Source organism: Streptomyces sp. NPDC006140 (assembly GCF_040628815.1).
Classification (GTDB): Bacteria; Actinomycetota; Actinomycetes; order Streptomycetales; family Streptomycetaceae; genus Streptomyces.
Genome location: NZ_JBEXTS010000021.1, coordinates 38,379 through 56,862, shown reverse-complemented (window position 1 = coordinate 56,862; position 18,484 = coordinate 38,379). Strand labels below are relative to the sequence as shown.

The 18,484-nt window shown below is 74.6% G+C and carries 15 protein-coding genes; 9 read left to right on the top strand and 6 right to left on the bottom strand.

The features are described 5' to 3' along the window. Window positions 1–16: 16 nt before the first annotated feature. Window positions 17–211, bottom strand: coding sequence for a hypothetical protein (locus ABZ386_RS37030; protein ID WP_030843336.1), 195 nt, complete (start codon window positions 209–211; stop codon window positions 17–19). A gap of 250 nt (window positions 212–461) precedes the next feature. Between ABZ386_RS37030 and ABZ386_RS37025 the strand changes: the two genes are divergently transcribed. From ABZ386_RS37025 to ABZ386_RS37005, 5 genes are all read left to right on the top strand, one after another. Then, window positions 462–854, top strand: coding sequence for an ankyrin repeat domain-containing protein (locus ABZ386_RS37025; protein ID WP_351347071.1), 393 nt, complete (start codon window positions 462–464; stop codon window positions 852–854). 300 nt (window positions 855–1,154) lie between these two features. Beyond that, window positions 1,155–2,573, top strand: coding sequence for a HEAT repeat domain-containing protein (locus ABZ386_RS37020; RefSeq protein WP_351346951.1), 1,419 nt, complete (start codon window positions 1,155–1,157; stop codon window positions 2,571–2,573). A 186-nt stretch (window positions 2,574–2,759) separates the two neighbouring features. Continuing rightward, window positions 2,760–3,887: a glycosyltransferase family 1 protein gene (locus ABZ386_RS37015; RefSeq protein WP_351346949.1), complete on the top strand. Its 1,128-nt coding sequence runs from the start codon at window positions 2,760–2,762 to the stop codon at window positions 3,885–3,887. Next, window positions 3,884–5,062, top strand: a complete 1,179-nt coding sequence (locus ABZ386_RS37010) for a glycosyltransferase (protein ID WP_351346947.1) — start codon at window positions 3,884–3,886, stop codon at window positions 5,060–5,062. The genes ABZ386_RS37015 and ABZ386_RS37010 overlap by 4 nt, the downstream gene beginning before the upstream one ends. Then, a complete protein-coding gene (locus ABZ386_RS37005; RefSeq protein ID WP_358967999.1) occupies window positions 5,059–5,946 on the top strand; it encodes an SGNH/GDSL hydrolase family protein in 888 nt (295 codons plus the stop codon). Before ABZ386_RS37010 ends, ABZ386_RS37005 begins: the two co-directional genes overlap by 4 nt. Before the next feature lie 34 nt (window positions 5,947–5,980). Here ABZ386_RS37005 and ABZ386_RS37000 read toward each other — a convergent pair whose 3' ends face one another. The 5 genes from ABZ386_RS37000 to ABZ386_RS36980 are packed head-to-tail and all read right to left on the bottom strand — an operon-like array spanning window position 5,981 to window position 10,356. Then, window positions 5,981–6,850, bottom strand: coding sequence for a biotin-dependent carboxyltransferase family protein (locus tag ABZ386_RS37000; protein ID WP_351346943.1), 870 nt, complete (start codon window positions 6,848–6,850; stop codon window positions 5,981–5,983). Beyond that, window positions 6,847–7,464: a 5-oxoprolinase subunit PxpB gene (pxpB, locus tag ABZ386_RS36995; RefSeq protein WP_356505064.1), complete on the bottom strand. Its 618-nt coding sequence runs from the start codon at window positions 7,462–7,464 to the stop codon at window positions 6,847–6,849. Before pxpB ends, ABZ386_RS37000 begins: the two co-directional genes overlap by 4 nt. Then, complete coding sequence (locus ABZ386_RS36990; protein ID WP_355724106.1) at window positions 7,461–8,219, bottom strand: 5-oxoprolinase subunit PxpA; 759 nt, start codon at window positions 8,217–8,219, stop codon at window positions 7,461–7,463. The genes pxpB and ABZ386_RS36990 overlap by 4 nt, the downstream gene beginning before the upstream one ends. An 11-nt stretch (window positions 8,220–8,230) precedes the next feature. Further along, window positions 8,231–9,058, bottom strand: a complete 828-nt coding sequence (locus ABZ386_RS36985; RefSeq protein ID WP_355724103.1) for a putative hydro-lyase — start codon at window positions 9,056–9,058, stop codon at window positions 8,231–8,233. Beyond that, a complete protein-coding gene (locus ABZ386_RS36980; RefSeq protein ID WP_358967994.1) occupies window positions 9,055–10,356 on the bottom strand; it encodes an MFS transporter in 1,302 nt (433 codons plus the stop codon). The genes ABZ386_RS36985 and ABZ386_RS36980 overlap by 4 nt, the downstream gene beginning before the upstream one ends. 170 nt (window positions 10,357–10,526) lie before the next feature. On the opposite strand from ABZ386_RS36980, the gene ABZ386_RS36975 reads away from it, so the two are divergent. The 4 genes from ABZ386_RS36975 (at window position 10,527) to ABZ386_RS36960 (ending at window position 18,484) form a co-directional block, all read left to right on the top strand. Beyond that, the gene (locus ABZ386_RS36975) at window positions 10,527–11,222 is read left to right on the top strand and encodes a GntR family transcriptional regulator (protein WP_358967991.1); all 696 of its coding nucleotides are present in this window, start codon (window positions 10,527–10,529) and stop codon (window positions 11,220–11,222) included. Window positions 11,223–11,291: 69 nt separating this feature from the next. Next, the gene (locus ABZ386_RS36970) at window positions 11,292–12,818 is read left to right on the top strand and encodes a hypothetical protein (RefSeq protein WP_351346932.1); all 1,527 of its coding nucleotides are present in this window, start codon (window positions 11,292–11,294) and stop codon (window positions 12,816–12,818) included. A gap of 109 nt (window positions 12,819–12,927) precedes the next feature. Next, the gene (locus tag ABZ386_RS36965) at window positions 12,928–13,809 is read left to right on the top strand and encodes a hypothetical protein (protein ID WP_351346930.1); all 882 of its coding nucleotides are present in this window, start codon (window positions 12,928–12,930) and stop codon (window positions 13,807–13,809) included. Window positions 13,810–13,846: 37 nt separating this feature from the next. Beyond that, window positions 13,847–18,484 carry a hypothetical protein gene (locus ABZ386_RS36960; protein WP_358967988.1) on the top strand — a complete coding sequence of 1,546 codons (4,638 nt, stop codon included), beginning with the start codon at window positions 13,847–13,849 and terminating at the stop codon, window positions 18,482–18,484.

Here is an 18,484-nt window from a genome sequence, read left to right as displayed (position 1 = left end):
ACGGGGAGCGGGGCCGTCAGAACTTGATTCCGCCGAGGAGGCTCGCCAGGCTCTCTCCGCCCGCCTTGATGCTCGGGGCGATGGCCGTGCTCGCCAGGTAGAAGCCGAACAGCATGGCGACCACGGCGTGCGAGGCCTTCAGGCCGTCCTTGCGGAAGAAGATGAAGACGACGATGCCGAGCAGGACCACGCCTGAGATGGACAGGATCATTTGAGGTCTCCTGGTTCGCGGGGACAGTCACCATGAGTACTTCCAGGATCACAGGATGTATCCATACGATAAAAGGTGCAACTGGGTGAAATCCGGACTATTTCCCCTGGGTGTGGTCTGTGCTGATCTTTACCTCGGGCACATCGGGTCATGTGCCGCGCGAGCCAGTACCCTGGCGATTCACTCGTACGGCTGCGGCACGCGCAGGCGTACCCACCCGACGATGAGCAGTGGAGAGGCGGTCCGCCCGATGACCGAAGTCCCCGACCCCGAGGTCGTGGAGCTGGCGACCAAGATCTTCGATCTGGCCCGGCGCGGACAGACCGAGGCGCTCGTGGCGTACGTCGACGCGGGTGTTCCGGCCAACCTCACCAACGACCGCGGCGACTCGCTCGTCATGCTCGCCGCGTACCACGGCCACTCCGACGCGGTGCGCGCGCTGCTCGCCCGCGGCGCCGAGGCCGACCGGGTGAACGACCGAGGCCAGACCCCGCTCGCGGGAGCCGCGTTCAAGGGGGAGACGGATGTGGTCAAGGCCCTCCTGGAGGGCGGCGCCGACCCGTCCGCCGGCACGCCCTCGGCCGTCGACACCGCACGGATGTTCGGCCGGACGGAACTGCTCGAACTGTTCGGCGAGCACTGAGCCGACCAGTCTGACCTGGAACGACTGAGAAAACGGGGGAGGCGGTACAGGGCCGCCGAAATTTCGGTCGCGGCAGACGGAAGTGCCGAGTCATCATGACGACGTGGTTCACGGACGTGATGGTTGGGCAGGTGTTGCCGCACCGCGCGGGCCGTGACGCGGTCCGCAAGGGCCACCGACGAGAGGCAGAGGAAGATGGTCTACAGCAAGCAGGAAACGGCGGGCACTCCGACGTGTTGTCGCGCGGCCAGGTAGTACACGTCCCCGGTTGCGTCGACGCTTGATGTGAGGCTGTTTCCCATGTTCGATCCGGTCATAGCGCCCAGCGGTACGCTGCTCGGCCTGCTCCAGCGGGGCCGCGGCGACGGCACACTGCACGCGCTCACCGCCCCGCGCCCCGAGGCGCTCGCGGCGCTGAACCACTGCGTGCTGCGCGATCCCCGCCACGACTGGCAGGTGGAGAACCGCTCCCTCTACTACGCCCGCCTCTACCTCGACCTGAACGGCGAGCTGGACGCGGTCGAGGCCCATCTCTTCGACGCCGAGGACGTCCTCGACACCGACGAGTCACGCACCGGCCTCGCCCTCGCCGTCCTCGGACACCTCGCCTCCTACGGCAGGCGGGACGCGCTCGAACTGCTGCGCAGGTACGCCGCCCACGGCACCAACTGGGCCTGGGCCCTGGACGAGCTGGCCCTCAGGGACGACGACGCGGGCCTGCGCGCCCTCGCCGCGCCCGTCCTCGCCCGCTTCCCGGCCGATCCGGAGGGCGACGCCGAGCTGGCCGCCGCCGTCCGGGACGCCTTCGAGCCCCGGCCGTGGCGCCTGTGGGCCGACGACCCGCGCGAATCCGTCGCCACACGCGTGCGTGCCGCCCATGAGACGGGCTCTTTCGACCGCTGGCAGCGGCAGATGCGGCCGACGGGTCCACGCCCCGGATGGAGCGTGCAGGCCGTCTTCGAGTGGGCCCAGCAGGGCATCGAGCGAGGCGCCGCCCTGCACGTCCCGGCGGCCCGCTGTCTCTCCGCCGTGGCGGGCCCCGAGGACCGGGCCGAGATCGTCCAGGCCGCCAAGGACGGCGGCGACGGGGCCCGGTGCACGGCCCTGCGCTATCTGGCCGACGGCAACGATCCCGACGCCCTCGACCTGATCGAGGGCGCCGTGGCAACCGGTTCGACGCTCGTCGTGGACGCCGCCGTCGACGCCTTCGAACGCATGCGCTCGCTCGCCGCCGTCGACCGGGCCCGCGGCTGGGCCCGGCGGCCGGACGCCCTCGGCGCCGCCGCCGGACGCCTCCTCGCCTGCCGGGGCGGCGTCCAGGACCGCGACCTGGTCCTCGCCGCCTTGCGCGAGGCGGTTCGGGGCGAAGGCCCGGACGCACCGACCCTGTGGACCCTCGTCGACGGCACCGGACGGCTCGGCATCGCCTGCGCCGCACCCGTCCTGCGCCACGTCTACCGCGAGACCGCCTCCTCCCATCTGCGCGGCCGGGCCGCCCGGGCCCTCGCCGCCACCGACCCCTCCTTCGCCACCGGCTTCGCCGTCGAGTGCCTGTGGGACTGCGAGGAGACCACCCGCGAACTCGCCGCCCGGCACGCCGAGACCGGCGACACCCGCGTCGTCGAGCGACTGCGCCGGCTCGCCGCCGACCCCGCCGAGGAGGCCGAGGTGCAGACGGCCGTCCGCAGCCGCATCGGTCCCGAGGAGACCGCTGTGTGACCCCCCTCGCGCAGGAAATCCAAGGCGGAATCAGGCCGCGGAGGTGAACGTGGGGTGACTCGCGGGTCAGGGGGGCATGGACACGGCCTGACCTGGGCGGGGGCGCCTCGGAACGCTCATAGGACGTTCCTCGTTCGGAAAGATCCACGTTGACGCGGCCACGTCCGGCACGGCGACAACACGGGTATGCGTGTCGTCATCGTGACCGAATCCTTTCCCCCCGACGTGAACGGCGTGGCCCACTGCGCGCTCCAGACCGCCCGGCACCTCGTCGAGCGCGGTCACGCCCCCGTCGTCGTCGCCCCGGCCCCCGCCCCCGGGAACAAGCCCGACGCGTCCGCGCCGTGCCCCGTCGTCCACGTCCCCTCCCTTCCGCTCCCCGGCTACCCCCAGGTCCGCGTCGCCCTCCCCAGCCGACGCCTGGCCGCCGCCCTCATCGAGCACCGTGCCGATGTCGTTCACCTGGCCAGCCCCTTCGTCCTCGGCGTACGCGGCATGGCCGCCGCAGCCCGCCTCGGCGTCCCCGCCGTCGCCGTCTACCAGACCGACCTGGCCGGATACGCCCGCACCTACATGGGCGCCGGCGAGGCCGCCGCCTGGCGGCGCATCCGCTCCGTCCACGGCGCCGCCGACCTCACCCTCGCCCCGTCCAGCGCCGCCCTGAACGACCTGGAGTCGCACGGAGTGCCCCGGGTCAAGCTGTGGCCGCGCGGTGTGGACACCGAACGGTTCCGGCCAGACCGCCGCGACGAGGCCCTGCGCCGCGAACTCGCCCCGAACGGCGAGCTGATCGTCGGCTACGTCGGCCGGCTCGCCCCCGAGAAGCAGGTCGAACTCCTCGCCGGCGTCTGCGGCCTGGAAGGCGTCCGGGTCGTGGTCGTCGGCGACGGCCCGAGCCGGCCCGGCCTGGAGCAGGCGCTGCCCGGCGCGGTCTTCCTCGGTCGGCGCACCGGTGACGACCTCGCCCGGGTCTTCGCCTCGTTCGACGTCTTCGCGCACACGGGCCCCTTCGAGACGTTCTGTCAGACGGTCCAGGAGGCCATGGCCAGCGGCCTGCCCGTCGTGGCGCCCGCCGCGGGCGGGCCGCTGGACCTGGTCGCCCACGGGCACACCGGGCTGCTGGTGCCGCCGCGCGACGCGAGTGCCGTCCGGGACGCGGTGCGGGCCCTCGCCGCCGACCCCGGGCTGCGGACCGCCTTCGGGGCCGCCGGGCGGGCCACGGTCGAGGGCCGCACCTGGGCCGCCGTCGGCGACCAGCTGATCGGGCACTACGCGAACGTGCTCGCCGGGCGCCGGACGGCGGTGGCGGCATGAACGCGAACACCGCCGACCGCCGGTCGCTGCGGATCGTCCGGCTGGCCAACTTCGTCGCGCCCGCGTCCGGCGGGCTGCGCACCGCGCTGCGCGAACTCGGCAAGGGCTTCAAGGCGGCGGGTCACGAGCCCGTCCTCGTGATCCCCGGCGAGCGGACGAGCGACCAGGAGACCGAGCAGGGACGGGTGATCACCCTTCCGGGGCCGCTGCTGCCCGGCACCGGCGGCTACCGCGTCCTCGCCGACAAGCGGCGGGTGGCCCGGCTGCTGGAGGAGCTGGCGCCGGACCGGCTGGAGGTGTCCGACCGGACGACCCTCAGGTGGACCGGCAAGTGGGCGCGGCGCGCCCGGGTCCCGGCCGTGATGGTCTCCCACGAGACCGCGGACGGCGTCCTGCGCACCTGGGGCCTGCCCGAGGGGGCCGCCCGGCGTGCCGCCGACGCCCTCAACGTCCGTACGGCCCACACGTACGCGCGCGTGGTGTGCACCACCGAGTTCGCCGAGCGGGAGTTCGTGCGGATCGGGGCGCGCAACGTCGTCCGGGCCCCGCTCGGCGTCGACCTCGTGCAGCGGCACCCCGCCCTGCGCGACCCGAACGTACGGGCGCGGCACGCGCGCGAGGACGAGACGCTGCTCGTGATGTGCTCCCGGCTGTCCGTGGAGAAGCGGCCCGGCACGGCCCTGGACGCCCTGGAGGCGCTGCGGCGGCGCGGGCGGCGGGCGGTGCTGGTGGTGGCCGGGGACGGTCCGCTGCGCGCGCGGCTCGAACAGCGGGCCCGCGAGGGCGGCCTGCCGGTCACGTTCCTCGGGCACGTCTCCGACCGCGGGCTGCTGGGCGCGCTCCAGGCGTCCGCCGACGTGGCCCTGGCGCCCGGGCCCGCCGAGACCTTCGGGCTCGCCGCGTTGGAGGCCATGGCGTGCGGCACGCCCGTGGTGGCGAGCGCGTCGTCCGCGCTGCCGGAGGTGATCGGCTCCGCCGGGGCCGTCGCCGCGGACCGCGGGGAGGCCTTCGCGGACGCCGTGGACCTGCTGCTGGAACGCCTCGAGGCGGACCGGCGCGAGGCGGCACGCGCGCGTGCGGAGTGCTTCGGGTGGAACGCGGCGGTCGACGCGTTCCTGGCCGCGCACGACGCGGCTGTGCCCGTGCGGCCGTACGTGCCCGGAGGCGTGGCATGAGAACCGCGCCGGGCGAGGGGGCTTCCCGCCGGTGCGAGGGGGCTGTGAGGTTCGTGGCCCTCGGGGACTCGCTGACCGAGGGAGTGGGGGACCCCGTGGGCGACGGGTGGCGCGGCTGGGCCGCGCTGCTCGCCGCCGGGCTGGGGACGGGAACCGTTCGGTTCACCAACCTCGCCGTGAGCGGATCGCAGACCCGGGACGTGCTGGAGCGGCAGCTGCCCGCCGCGCTGGAGCTGCGGCCCGACCTCGTGTCCGTCGTCGTCGGCGTCAACGACACCCTGCGCTGCACCTTCGACATCCAGGCCGTGGCAGCCCGCCTCGACCAGGTGTACGCGGCGTGCACCGAGCAGGGCGCGGTGCTGCTCACCGCCTGCCTGCCCGACCCGGGCGCGATGCTCGGGCTGCCGGGGGCACTGGCGCAGCCGCTGGCCCGGCGGCAACGGGCCGTCAACACGGTGGTGCACGCCCTGTCCGACCGGTACGGAGCCTTGCACGTGCACGCCTGCGAGGGCGACTGGATCACCGACCGCGCGATGTGGAGCGCGGACCGCCTGCACCCCGGCGAGCGGGGGCACCGGCAACTGGCCCTGCGCTTCCACGCGCTGCTCGCGGAGCACGGCCTCGCGACCGGGCCCGCGCCCTCGCCCGAGCCGGAGTTCCCCGCACCGACGAAATCCGCCGACCTGTGGTGGCTGGCCACGGCCGGCACCGGCTGGGTGGCCCGCCGCTGCACCGACCTGCTGCCCCAGCTCCTGACCCTCGCCGCCGACGAACTCCGGCACCGCGCCCGGGGGACGAGCGCCCGCCTCGATCTCCGGGCCTCGGCGGCGGTGTCGGCGGCCCTCGCCGCGCTGTCGGTGGGGGAGCAGACGGAGGCGGCCTGAGAGAGCAGAGCGTCACGTCGGCCGTCTCCGTCCCCTAGGCGCGCCGCACCGCCACGAAGCGGACCGGTGTACCGGGAACCGCCTGGGCGGCGGCCGGCAGGTCGGTGGCGCGGACCACCGCGATCACCGGGTAGCCCCCGGTGGTCGGGTGGTCGGCCAGGAACACCACGGGCCTGCCGTCGGGCGGGACCTGGACGGCTCCCAGCACCATGCCCTCGCTGGGCAGTTCCCCGGCCCGGGCCCGCTCCAGGGCGGGGCCCTCCGTGCGCAGCCCGATGCGGTTGCTCGTGGCGGACACCCGGTAGGCGCGGGAGAGGAAGGCGCGCACGGCCTCCGGCGTGAACCAGCCGTCACGCGGGCCGAGGGTCACCCGCAGGACCAGCTCGGCCGGTGGCGCCGGCTGCGGGGCGACGTCCACGCGCGCGTGCACCCCCGTCGGCCTGCCCAGGGGCAGCACCGTGCCGTCCGTGAGCGGCGCCGGGCCGAGCCCCGACAGCAGGTCGGTCGAGCGGCTGCCGAGCACGGGTTCCACGGCGATGCCCCCGGAGACGCCCACGTAGGCGCGTACGCCCGACACCGCCGGGCCGACGTCCAGCAGCGCCCCGGCGGGCACGCGCACCGGCGCGCCCCAGGCGGCGGGCCGTCCGTCCACCGTGACCCGGCAGGGCGCGCCCGCCACCGCCACGGTGACGGGCGAACGAGGACGCACGGCACAGCCGGTGAGGGTCGTCTCCAGCACGGCCGCCCCGGGCGGGTTGCCGGTCAGCCGGTTGACGAGGTCCGCGGCGGGCCCGTCCAGCGCCCCGGAGCGGGGCACGCCGAGGTGGGCGTGCCCGGGGCGGCCCCGGTCCTGCACGGTGGTCAGGGCGCCGGCCCGTACGACGGCGAGCGCGCGGTCCGTCATGAGCGCGCCTCGGGGACGAACCGCACGCGCGTGCCCGGCGACAGCAGCGCCGCCGGCACGCGCGCGTGGTCCCACAGCACGGCGTCCGTCGTGCCGATCAGCTGCCAGCCGCCCGGGGAGGAGCGGGGATACACGCCCGTGTACGGGCCCGCCAGCGCCACCGACCCCGCCGGGACGGCCGTGCGCGGGGTGGCCCGGCGCGGCACGTCGTAGCGCGGCGGCAGGCCGGTGAGATAGCCGAAGCCGGGCGCGAAGCCGCAGAAGGCGACCCGGAACTCCGTGTCCGCGTGGATGCGGGCGACCTCCCGCTCGGGCACGCCCCAGTGCGCGGCGACGTCGGCCAGGTCCGGGCCGTCGTAGCGCACCGGGATCTCGACCACCGCACGCGCGCGTGGGGGAGCGGGCGGGAGGTCGGCCGCGGTCAGTTCGGCGGCCACCCGGGCGGGCGCGTCGAGGCCGTCGAGGAGGACCGTGCGGGCCGCGGGGACGATCTCGCGGACGGACAGCGAGCCCTCCGCGCGGCGCCGCAGCAGCTCCGCGTGCAGGGCCTGGGCCGCGTCGCCCGAGGAGACCTCGACGAGCAGGGCGTCCTCGCCGACGGGCAGCACCTTCATGCGAAGGCCTCCACCCGGACTCCGGAGGACTTCAGCCGCTCCCGGACGCGGCGGGCCAGTTCCACCGCGCCGGGGGTGTCGCCGTGCAGGCACAGGGACCGCGCGCGCACCCCGATGCGCGTCCCCGAGCGGGAGACCACCTCGCCGGAGCGGGCCAGCCCCAGGGACCGCTCCACGACGGCCTCCGGGTCGGTGACCACGGCGCCCTCCTGGGAGCGGGGCACGAGGGTGCCCGCGTCGGTGTAGGCGCGGTCGGCGAACGCCTCCGTGACGACCGGCAGCCCGGCCTTCGCGGCCAGCTCCAGCAGGCGTGAGCCGGGCAGGCCGAGCACGGGCAGCCTGCCGTCCGCGAGGAGAACGCCGTCGACGACCGCGGCGGCCTGCTCCTCGTCGTGCACGACCCGGTTGTAGAGCGCGCCGTGCGGTTTGACGTAGGCCACGCGGGCGCCCGCCGCGCGCGCGAACACCTCCAGCGCGCCGATCTGGTAGGCCACCTCGGCCGCCAGCTCGGCGGGCGGCACGTCCATCGCGCGCCGCCCGAACCCGGCCAGGTCGCGGTAGGACACCTGGGCGCCGATCCGCACCCCGCGCTCGGCCGCCAGCGCGCACACCCGGCGCATGGTGACCGCGTCCCCGGCGTGGAAGCCGCAGGCCACGTTGGCGCTGGTGACGACGGACAGCAGCTGTTCGTCGTCGGTGAGCCGCCAGCGGCCGAAGCCCTCGCCGAGGTCGGCGTTCAGGTCGATCGAGGTCACTTTCACTCCTGTCAGGCCACGCGGTACTGCTCGTCGCGGGCGTCGGTGAGGAACATCTGCCCCGGGGCGTGGGTGAGGGCGAACGGCGGGCGCGAGGCCATGACGGCCGCCTGCGGGGTCACCCCGCACGCCCAGAACACCGGGATGTCGTCCGGCTCGGTGTCCACCGCGTCGCCGAAGTCGGGCCGGCCGAGGTCCTCGATGCCCAGCCCCGCGGGATCGCCGCAGTGCACCGGGCTGCCGTGCACCGCGGGCAGCAGGCTGCTCTCCCGGATCGCCGCCGCCAGGTGCTCGGGCGGCACCGGCCGCATCGACACCACCATGGGGCCGTGCAACCGCCCCGCCGGACGGCACGGCCGGCTCGTCACGTACATCGGGACGTTGCGGCCCTGCTCGACGTGGCGGATCGGCACGCCCGCCTCCGCCAGCGCCCACTCGAAGGTGAAGCTGCACCCGATGAGGAACGACACCAGGTCGTCCCGCCAGTACGCGCGCACGTCGGTCGGCTCGTCCACCAGCTCGCCGTCCCGCCACACCCGGTAGCGCGGCAGGTCCGTGCGCAGGTCGGCGCCCTCGGCGAGCACGGTCGTCCAGGACCCGGCGTCCGTGACGTCGAGGACGGGACACGGCTTGGGGTTGCGCTGGCAGAACAGCAGCATGTCGTAGGCCCAGTCGGCCGGCACCGAGATCAGGTTGACCTGGGTGTGGCCGCCCGCGACCCCGGCCGTGGGGCCCGTGAGGCCTTCCCGGAAGCGGGCCCGGGCCGTTTTCGGGCTCCACGCGCGCGCGTGCTCGTCGACGAGGACCAGGGGACGGTCCTCCGCGCTCGTGCGGTTCACGTGAGCTCCTTCCCGCGCGTCTCCGGCAGCCCGAGCAGGGCCAGTGCCGCGATGCCGTAGCCGATCGCCCCGAAGACCAGCGCGCCGCCCACGCCCCAGCTGTCGGCCAGGAAGCCGACCGTCGTCGGGAACACGGCGCCCACCGCGCGCCCGGTGTTGTACGTGAAGCCCTGCCCCGTGCCGCGCACCGCCGTCGGGTACAGCTCGCTCAGGTAGGAGCCGAAGCCGCTGAAGATCGCCGACATGCAGAACCCGAGCGGGAAACCCAGCACCAGGAGCAGGGTGTTGGCGCCGCTGGGGATGTTCGCGTACGCCAGGATGCAGATCGCCGACAGCAGGGCGAAGAGCCAGATGTTGCGCCGCCGGCCCAGTTTGTCGGTGAGGTAGCCGCCGGTCAGGTAGCCGATGAAGGCGCCCGAGATGAGGAACGCCAGATAGCCGCCGGTGCCGACGACCGACAGCTCCCGCTCGGACTTCAGGTACGTCGGCACCCAGGTGGCCAGCGTGTAGTAGCCGCCCTGGACACCGGTCGACAGCAGCCCGGCGAAGACGGTGACCCGCAGCAGGCCGGGCTTGAAGATCGCCTTGAACGAGCCCTTCTCCGCGCTCTGTTCGCGCGCCGCGGCCGCCTCGGGAGCGTCGTGCACACTGCGCCGCAGCCAGATGACGAGCAGCGCGGGCAGCGCCCCGGTCCAGAACATGATGCGCCAGGCCAGGTCGTCGCCCGCGATCGAGAAGACGAACGTGTACACGATCGCGGCGAGGCCCCAGCCCACGGCCCAGGAGCTCTGGATCGCGCCGAGCGTGCGCCCTCGGTGCTTGGCGCTCGCGTACTCGGCGACCAGGATCGCGCCGACCGCCCACTCGCCGCCGAAACCGAGGCCCTGGAGGGCGCGGAAGACCAGCAGCGTCTCGTAGTTGGGCGCGAAACCGCAGGCGACGGTGAACACCGCGTACGTGATCACTGTGACCATCAGGGCCTTGACGCGTCCGATGCGGTCCGCGAGGACGCCCGCGAGGGCGCCGCCGACCGCGGAGACCACCAGCGTGACCGTCGTGAAGAGTCCGGTCTGGCCGCTGTTCAGGCCGAAGTACGCGGACAGCGCGACCATGCTCAGCGGCAGCGTGAAGTAGTCGTACGAGTCCAGGGCATAGCCGCCGAAGGCACCGGCGAACGCGCGGCGGCCGCGCGGACCCAGGGCCCGCAGCCAGCCGAACGCCCCGTCGTCCGAGGTGCGTTCGGTGGTGGCGGGGCGCGGGTCGTCGGTGAGGGCCTGCGGTGGAGGAGTCGTGCTCATGGGCACCTCGCAGAGGGAGGACGGGGGGTGCTTCAGGGAGCCGTGCCGTGCGGAAGCGGTCGGCGCCGCGGTGAGGGAGGCGACGCCGTGCGTAGCACCGTAGAGGATTGTTCAACGATCCCTCAATACCCATGTTGGTTCGTTCTTGGGAACTGCGATTGAATTCCGGCATGGCAGAGCAGCTGAAGGACCTCGCCGACGACCGGGCTCTCCTGGGGCGCACCAGCACCGCGGAACGGGTCTCGGACATCCTCAGGAGCCGGATCGCCGAGGGCTACTTCCCGCCCGGCACCCGCCTGTCCGAGGACAGCATCGGCGGCGCGCTCGGCGTCTCCCGCAACACGCTGCGCGAGGCGTTCCGGCTGCTCACGCACGAACGCCTGCTCGTCCACGAGCTGAACCGGGGCGTCTTCGTCCGGGTCCTGACCGTGGAGGACGTCGAGGACATCTACCGCACCCGGCGGCTCGTGGAATGCGCCGTCGTCCGAGGCATGGGGGAGCCGCCGTACGGCCTCGACGGGCTGGCCGGTGCCGTGGAGGAGGGGCGTCGGGCGGCCCGGGAGGGTGACTGGAAGGGAGTGGGTACGGCCAACATCCACTTCCACCGGGAACTGGTGGCACTGGCCGGGAGCGAGCGCACGGCCGAGCTGATGCGCAGCGTCTTCGCCGAACTGCGCCTCGCGTTCCACGTGGTGGACGAACCCCAACAGCTGCACGAGCCCTATATCGCGCGAAATGTCGCAATCCTCCAGGCTCTTCAGGGCGGGGACCGCGAGCAGGCCGAGAGGCTGCTCGCCGGTTACCTCGACGACTCACTGGGGAGGGTCGTCGAGGTGTACCGCCGGCGCGTCGGCGAGGACGGCTGAGGCCGGGCGCCGCCGAGGCGTACCGCGTCGTTTGGGTCGATGTCAGACCCAGGACCTAGTCTGTGCACCGTGACTTCGCCTGCATCCACGGACAGCGTTCCGCCCCAGCTCAGCGCGGGGCCGCGCCCCGCCCTGGGGCCGGCCGCCGACGAGGGCCTGGCGCGCCGCCTGCGCGCCCTCGCCTGCACCGCGCCGCTGCACGACCTGGACGCGCGCAAGGCCAACCTCGCCGGCGAGTACTCGGTGTACGGCATGGCGGAGGTCGCCCTCGCCGCCATCGACCTCGTCACGCTCAACATGGACTTCGACACGGGCGCCGACCACGACCAGATCGTCGCCCGCCTCATCCCGCGCATCGCCGCCCAGGCCCCGCAGCGCCCCGCCGCCGAGCACGAGCGGGTGGCCCGCTGGGTCCTGGAGAACCTGATCAACGTCGGCAGCGTCGACCGCGGCTTCCGCGCGGTGTACGGCACGTTCGCGGCGGACGGCACCTATGTGCGCAGGGACTACGACTTCAAGCTGATCGAGGAGGTCCCCGGTCCGGGCGGCACGGTGTACCTCCGCACGACGGACGAGGCGGTCAACGTCCTCGTCGGCGCCCTCGACACGGACGTCACCAGCGCGCAGATCGCCGCCGAGGTCAAGCTGGAGGTGCTGATCAGCCGCGGTCGGCTCGCCGACGCCCAGCTCGCGGCCGAACAGGCCCGCTACCGCACCGTGCAGTACTCGGAAACCCTGCGCAAGGCCCTGGACGCGACCCGGCGCAACGTCCGCGCGGTGGACTGGCTCACCACGGTGCCCGACATGATCGCCGAGGCCCTGGAGCACGTGGCCGACCGCTACCGCCACGAGAACGCGATCCTCACGAACATCCGCAAGGCCCGCGATGAGTCCGAGGACCCCGAGCACAAGCGGCGAGCCGCCGAGCTGGTCGACATCGTCAAGGACTGCATCCGCCGGCACACGCAGCTGCAGTCCCGGCTGCTGGAGGCGGGCCCCCTGTTCCGCGCCGAGCAGGACCGGCAGGCATTCGCCACGCCGACGACCACCTCGGGGATAGACCTGTACGGCCATCTCGTCGCGCCGGTCCTCCCGCTGCCGCTGGAGCAGGCCGTCCGCGTCACCGACGCGTTCTTCGCCCGCGGCACGGGGCTGCGCACACCGGTGTCCGTCCGGGTCGGTGACCTCGTCGACATACTGCTGACGCCGCCGGTGGAGCGGGAGCACCTGGGTGCGGAGATGCCCGAGCCGGACCTCATCGCCACGCCCGACGACAGCCGGTTCAGCGAGGAGCAGATGGCGGCGGCGCAGGAGCTGCTCGACCTGCCGGCGGACGCGCCGCGCCGGTTGTCCGGGTTGCTGGCCGAGGCCCGGCGGCAGGACCCCGAGCTGCCGTACCTGGTGGCCCTGCTGGCGGTGCACGCCGCGAGCCCGCCGGTCGGCACCGCCTACCGCCAGGGCGAGCAGAAACTGCTGTTCGCCGTGGACGACGGGACCGAGCTCGACGACCCGGAGTTCGGCGGGGCGGACCTGATCGTCGGCACCGCGCTGCTGGACGCGGCGGGGATGGCGGCGGACCGGACGGAGGCCGCGTGATGCTTCTGCCGGAGGGCGGCCGCGGGCCCGCCGTGGCCGGTCGCGCAGTTCCCCGCGCCCCAGAGGGCGCCGGCCCCAGACTGGTTTCCAAGATCAAGGAGTTCACGTCGTGAGCGAGCACGTCGAGTGGAGCGACGCGGAGAGCCCGGCCCCCGCGGCCACCGCCGCCGTCACCCCCGCCGACGCCGCCGACGCGGCGCGGCTCGTGTCCTTCGGGCTGCAGCCCAAGCTGCAGCCCGCCCGCGACCAGGAGTACGCGGACCTGCTGCGGCGCTACCGCGAGGACCCGCCGTTCGCGCGGCTCGCCGACGCGGTGGCGACCGGGCTGGGGCTGATCGTGCTGGAGGTGTCCCCGCGCTCGGGCATGGTCGTGACCGCCGCCGAGGACTCGGTGTTCGCCGTCCGCATGGGTGACTACGCGCGTCGTACGTCCGCCGACGGCGGCGACCGGTTCCTGCACGGGCTCGCCCATCTCGCCGTCGCCGCCATGGCGTTCCCGCGCCCCGAGGACCTCGCCGACGACGGCTACATCGGCCGGGTCACGGTCAACGGCGTCGACGCCTTCGTGCGCCAGGCCTGCCGCCGCCTGGAGGAGCGCGCCGCCGAACAGGGCGAGAACACCGACCCGGTGACCGACGCGCCCGGACTGGAGGCCGCCTGGCGGATCTGGATGCGGCGCAGCGCGACCGGCGCCACCAAGGACGCGCGCCGCCCGGCCGGTTCGACCACCGGCATCGTCGCCAAGGCCGTCGCCTTCCTCACCGACTCCGGCTTCCTCCAGCGCACCGGCGACGACAACGGCGGCACGTACCGCACGACCGCCCGCTACCAGCTCCAGGTCCGCGACATGGCCGGCAGCGCCGCCATGGCCGAGCTGCTGGAGCTGGGCGTCGTCCCGGTCACCGACGGCACACCCACGCTGCTGCCCGCCGAGGAGAGCGACGACCTGGAGCTGGTCGCCGACGCCGGGCTGCCGTTCCACTCCTCCTGAACACTCCCCACCTCACGAAGACTTACGAGAGTCCGCCATGTACGAGCTGTCCCGGGTCCGCCTCTACTCCATCGGGCCGGCCGGTGCGCGCTACGCCGACACCGTGCTCGACCTGCGGGGCGTGGGCGAGCCCGTGCCCGACCCCGCACCCACGCAGGCGGAGTTCTTCGAGGAGGAGCCCGTCGGCCCGCCGCGCCGGCCCGCGCCCGCCGGCGTGCTGTTCCTGGAGAACGGCGGCGGCAAGTCGGTGCTGCTCAAGCTGATCTTCTCCGTGATGCTGCCGGGACACCGCAACACGCTCGGCGGCGCCAGCTCCGGCGTCCTGCGCAAGTTCCTCCTCGCCGACGACTGCGGACACGTCGCGCTGGAGTGGCAGCACGTGCTGACCGGCGAGTGCGTCGTCGTCGGCAAGGTCAGCGAGTGGCGCGGGCGGCAGGTCTCCAACGACCCGCGGAAGTTCGCCGAGGCCTGGTACTCCTTCCGGCCCGGCCCCGGTCTCAGCCTCGACAACCTGCCCGTCGCCGAGTCCACCGCCGTACGCCCCCCGGTCGAGGGCCAGTCGGGGGCGCGCGGGCGGCGCCGCACCATGAAGGGCTTCCGGGACGCCCTCATGGAGGCGGGCAAGAACTACCCGCACCTGGAGGTGCACTGGGAGGAGATCCACGACCGCTGGATCGAGCACCTGGGCGACCTCGGCCTCGACCCGGAACTCTTCCGCTACCAGCGGGAGATGAACGCCGACGAAGGCGAGGCCGCCGGTCTCTTCGCCGTCAAGAAGGACGCCGACTTCACCGACCTGCTGCTGCGCGCCGTCACCGACACCCGCGACACCGACGGGCTCGCCGACCTGGTCAGCGGGTTCGGCAACAAGCTGGGCCGCAGGGCCGAGCTGATCGCCGAGCGCGACTTCACCGCCGGGTCCGTCGACCTGCTCGGGCGGATCGTCGAGGCCGCCGAGGCGCGCGCACGCGCGCGTGACATCCACGCCGGAGCCGAGCGCCGGACCAGGACGCTCGCCCGCAGGCTGTCCGCGCGCGGCGTCCAGGAGCGGGTGCGGGCCGCCGACCTCGCCCAGCGGGTCACCGCCGCCGCGTACGCCGTCACCCACGCCGAGGCGGCCCGCGAGCGCAGCGCGCTGATCTCCGCCGAACTCGCCTACCGGCACGCCTCCCTGGCCCTCGCCGCCGCCGAGAAGTCCGCCGCCGCGCAGAAACGCGAACTCGCCGACGCCCGCACGCTGTACTCCGCGTGGCAGGCCGCCGAGGCCGTCCTGCGCCACCGCGCCGCCGCCGACCGCGTCGCCCGCGTGTCCGCCGCGATCCAGGAGGCCGAGCGGGACGCCGCCCCCGCGCTGGCCGCCCGCTCCAAGGCCGCCGTCGACCTCGTCCGGGCCCTGCACGCGGCCGCGGAGAAGGCCGAGCACCACGCCAACGAGGAGGAGGAGCGGTCCGCCGCCCTCCAGGAGGTCAGCGACGCGGCCTACCGGGACTCCACCGCCGCCGCCACGCAGGCGCAGCGGGCCCGCAGCGAGGTCGGGCACCTCAAGCAGCGCCTCGCCGAGGTCGAACAGGAGACGGCCGAGGCGGTCCGGGCCGGCTGGCTCGACGACAGCGCGCCGGACGCCGACCCGGCCCGTGCCGCCCTCGCTGCCAGCGACGCGGAGAAGACCGCCGTCGCGGCCTGGGACTCCGCCCGCGAGGCGTCCCGCCGGGCCACGGAGCACGCCCGCGAGGCCGCCGCCACCGAGACCCGCGCCGAACTGACCGCGGCCCGCGCGGCGGACGCGGCCACGGCGGCGGAGCGGGCCTACGAGGCCGAGCGCCGCACCGCCGAGGCCCTCGCGGCGGAGGAGCGCCTGGCCGACCTGCTCAGCCTGACCCCCGAGACCCGCCCCGGCATCCCGCAGCCCCGCCACGGCACGGACGACGAGCAGCCCACCCCGTCCGGCCCCGGCGGGCAGGGCCTCACCGCCGAGGAACTCGACCGCTTCGCCGACGACCTGCGTGCGCTGCTCGACGACGCCGTCTCCTCCGCCGAACGACAGCTGTTCGAGCTGCGTACGGCCGCCGCCGACGACTCCCGCATCCTCGGCGCCCTCGGTGACGGCGGGCTGCTGCCGCCCGGCCCGGACGTGCTGGCCACGGTCGAGTTCCTCGGCGAACACGGCATCCCCGCGCTGCCCGGCTGGCGCTACCTCGCCCAGGCCGTCGACCCGGCCGACCACGCGCGCGTGCTGGCCGCCCGGCCCGAACTCGTCGACGGCGTGATCATCACCGACCCCGACTCCCACGCCCGCGCCCGCGAGGCGCTGGGGGACGCGGCGCTGCTGCCGCGTTCCGCCGTGGCGGTCGGCACCGCCGCCGCCCTGCTCGCCCCGACCCCTGCCCCGGACACCGACAGCGGCGACGTCTTCCTCGTGCCGCCGAACCCGGCCATGCACGACGAGCACGCCGCCGACGAGGAACGGCAGGCGCTGCGCGCCCGGGCGACCGAGCGGGACGAGGAGATCCGCACGCTCGCCGCCCGGCTCGGCAAGGACCGCGAGCTGGCCGCCCGGCTCGCCTCCTGGCGCACCGGCTGCCCCGCCGGCCGGCTGGCCGAACTGGCCCAGGCGGCCCACGACACCCGCGCGTTCGCCGAGGAGTCGGAAGCCGAACTGGCCGAGGCGCGCACCGTCCGGGCCGAGGCCGACGAGGCCGCCGCCGAAGCCGCACGCGTCCGCGACGAACGGCAGGAGGCCGCCCAGAAGGCCCGCCGCTCCGCCGACGCCCTCGCCGGGCTCGCCTTCCGGCTGCGCGAGCGGGCCGGCTGGCAGGTCAAGCTGCGCGAACTGGCCGACGAGGCCGCCGAGGCCGAGGCGAGCGCCCAGGCCTGCCTGGAGCGGGCCCGGGCCGCCGACGAGGACCGCCGTGCCGCCCAGCGCGCCGCCGACGACGCCCGCCGCACCGCCCGCGCGCTGCGCGCCGAGCGCTCCGAGATCGCCGGCGCCCCGGACGACGTGCCCGAGGACGACACCCAGACCCCGAAGGCCTCCCTGCCCGCGCTGCGCGAGGCATACCGGGCCGCCTCCCAGGTGTACGAGAAGGTCGGCGTGGGCGCCGACCTGCGCGCCGAGCAGGCCCGCGCGGAGAGCGACGAGAGCGCGGCCCGCGCCGAGCTGGACCGGCTGAGCAACAAGGTCCGCACGCGCGCGGAGCAACTCCTCGAATCCCCCGACGGCTCCGACGGGCCGAGCCGCCAGGCCGCCGCCGCCCGCGCCGAGGAACTGGTGCAGCTCCTCGAGACCCGCATGTCGACCGCGAGCGAGCAGCTCGGCCGGCTGCGCGGCGAGGCCGAACGGCACGCCCCCGAGGACGGCGAGGCCCACACCGACCTCCCCGAGGACCTCCAGCCGCGCGACGCCGAGCACGCGCAGACCCTGCTGCGCACCGCCACCGCCGAACTCGCCTCCCACACCGAGGCGCTCGACCAGGCCCGGGAGGCGCACGCCGAACTCCTCGACGCCCACCGCGCCGCCGAGGACGCGGCGAGCGGCTTCGACGAGATCGCCGCCATGCTCCGCGACCTGCTGCGCGAGCACACCACGGAGGAGGAGCAGGAGGAGTCCGAGCCGTACCCCGGCAGTCCGGAGGAGGCCCGGCAGGCGGCCGCCGAGGCCCGCCGCTCGCTGCGCGGCTGCGCCGCCGACCTGTCCGCCGCCGAGGCCGCCGTCCGCGAGGCGAGCGACATCCTCGTCCGGCACGCCAACTCCACCCGCTACGAGCAGGTCCGCACCCCGGCCCGGCAGCAGATCCGCGAACTGCCCGCCTCCGCGCTGCCCGAGCACGCCCAGAAGTGGGCGGACGCCTTCGCGCCCCGCCTGAGGGTCCTCACCGACGAACTGGAGCAGCTGGAACGCAACCGCGACTCGATCGTGGACCGGCTGCGCGGCCTGGTCGAGTCCGCCCTGGCCACCCTGCGCTCGGCCCAGCGGCTCTCCCGGCTGCCCGAGGGCCTCGGCGAGTGGTCCGGGCAGGAGTTCCTGCGCATCCGCTTCGAGGAGCCCGACCAGGCCACGCTCACCGAGCGGCTCGGCGAGGTCATCGACGAGGCGACCCGCGCCGCCGTCAAGAAGAACTCCGACCTGCGACGGGACGGCATGTCCCTGCTCCTCCGGGGCGTCGCGGCGGCGCTGCAGCCCAAGGGTGTCGCCGTCGAGATCCTCAAGCCGGACGCGGTGCTGCGCGCCGAGCGCGTACCCGTCGGGCAGATGGGCGACGTCTTCTCCGGCGGCCAGCTCCTCACCGCCGCCATCGCCCTGTACTGCACGATGGCCGCGCTGCGTTCGAACGACCGGGGCCGCGACAAGCACCGGCACGCGGGCACGCTGTTCCTCGACAACCCCATCGGCCGCGCCAACGCCACCTACCTGCTGGAGCTCCAGCGGGCGGTGTCGGACGCCCTGGGCGTGCAGCTCCTGTACACCACCGGCCTGTTCGACACCACCGCGCTGGCCGAGTTCCCCCTGGTCATCCGCATGCGCAACGACGCCGACCTGAGGGCGGGGCTGAAGTACATCAGCGTCGAGGAACACCTCCGCCCGGGCCTGCCGCAGCAGCCCCAGGCGGGGGAGGCGGTCCACAGCGAGATCACGGCGACCAGGATGTACAAGCGCCCGGCGCCCGCGACCTCTTAG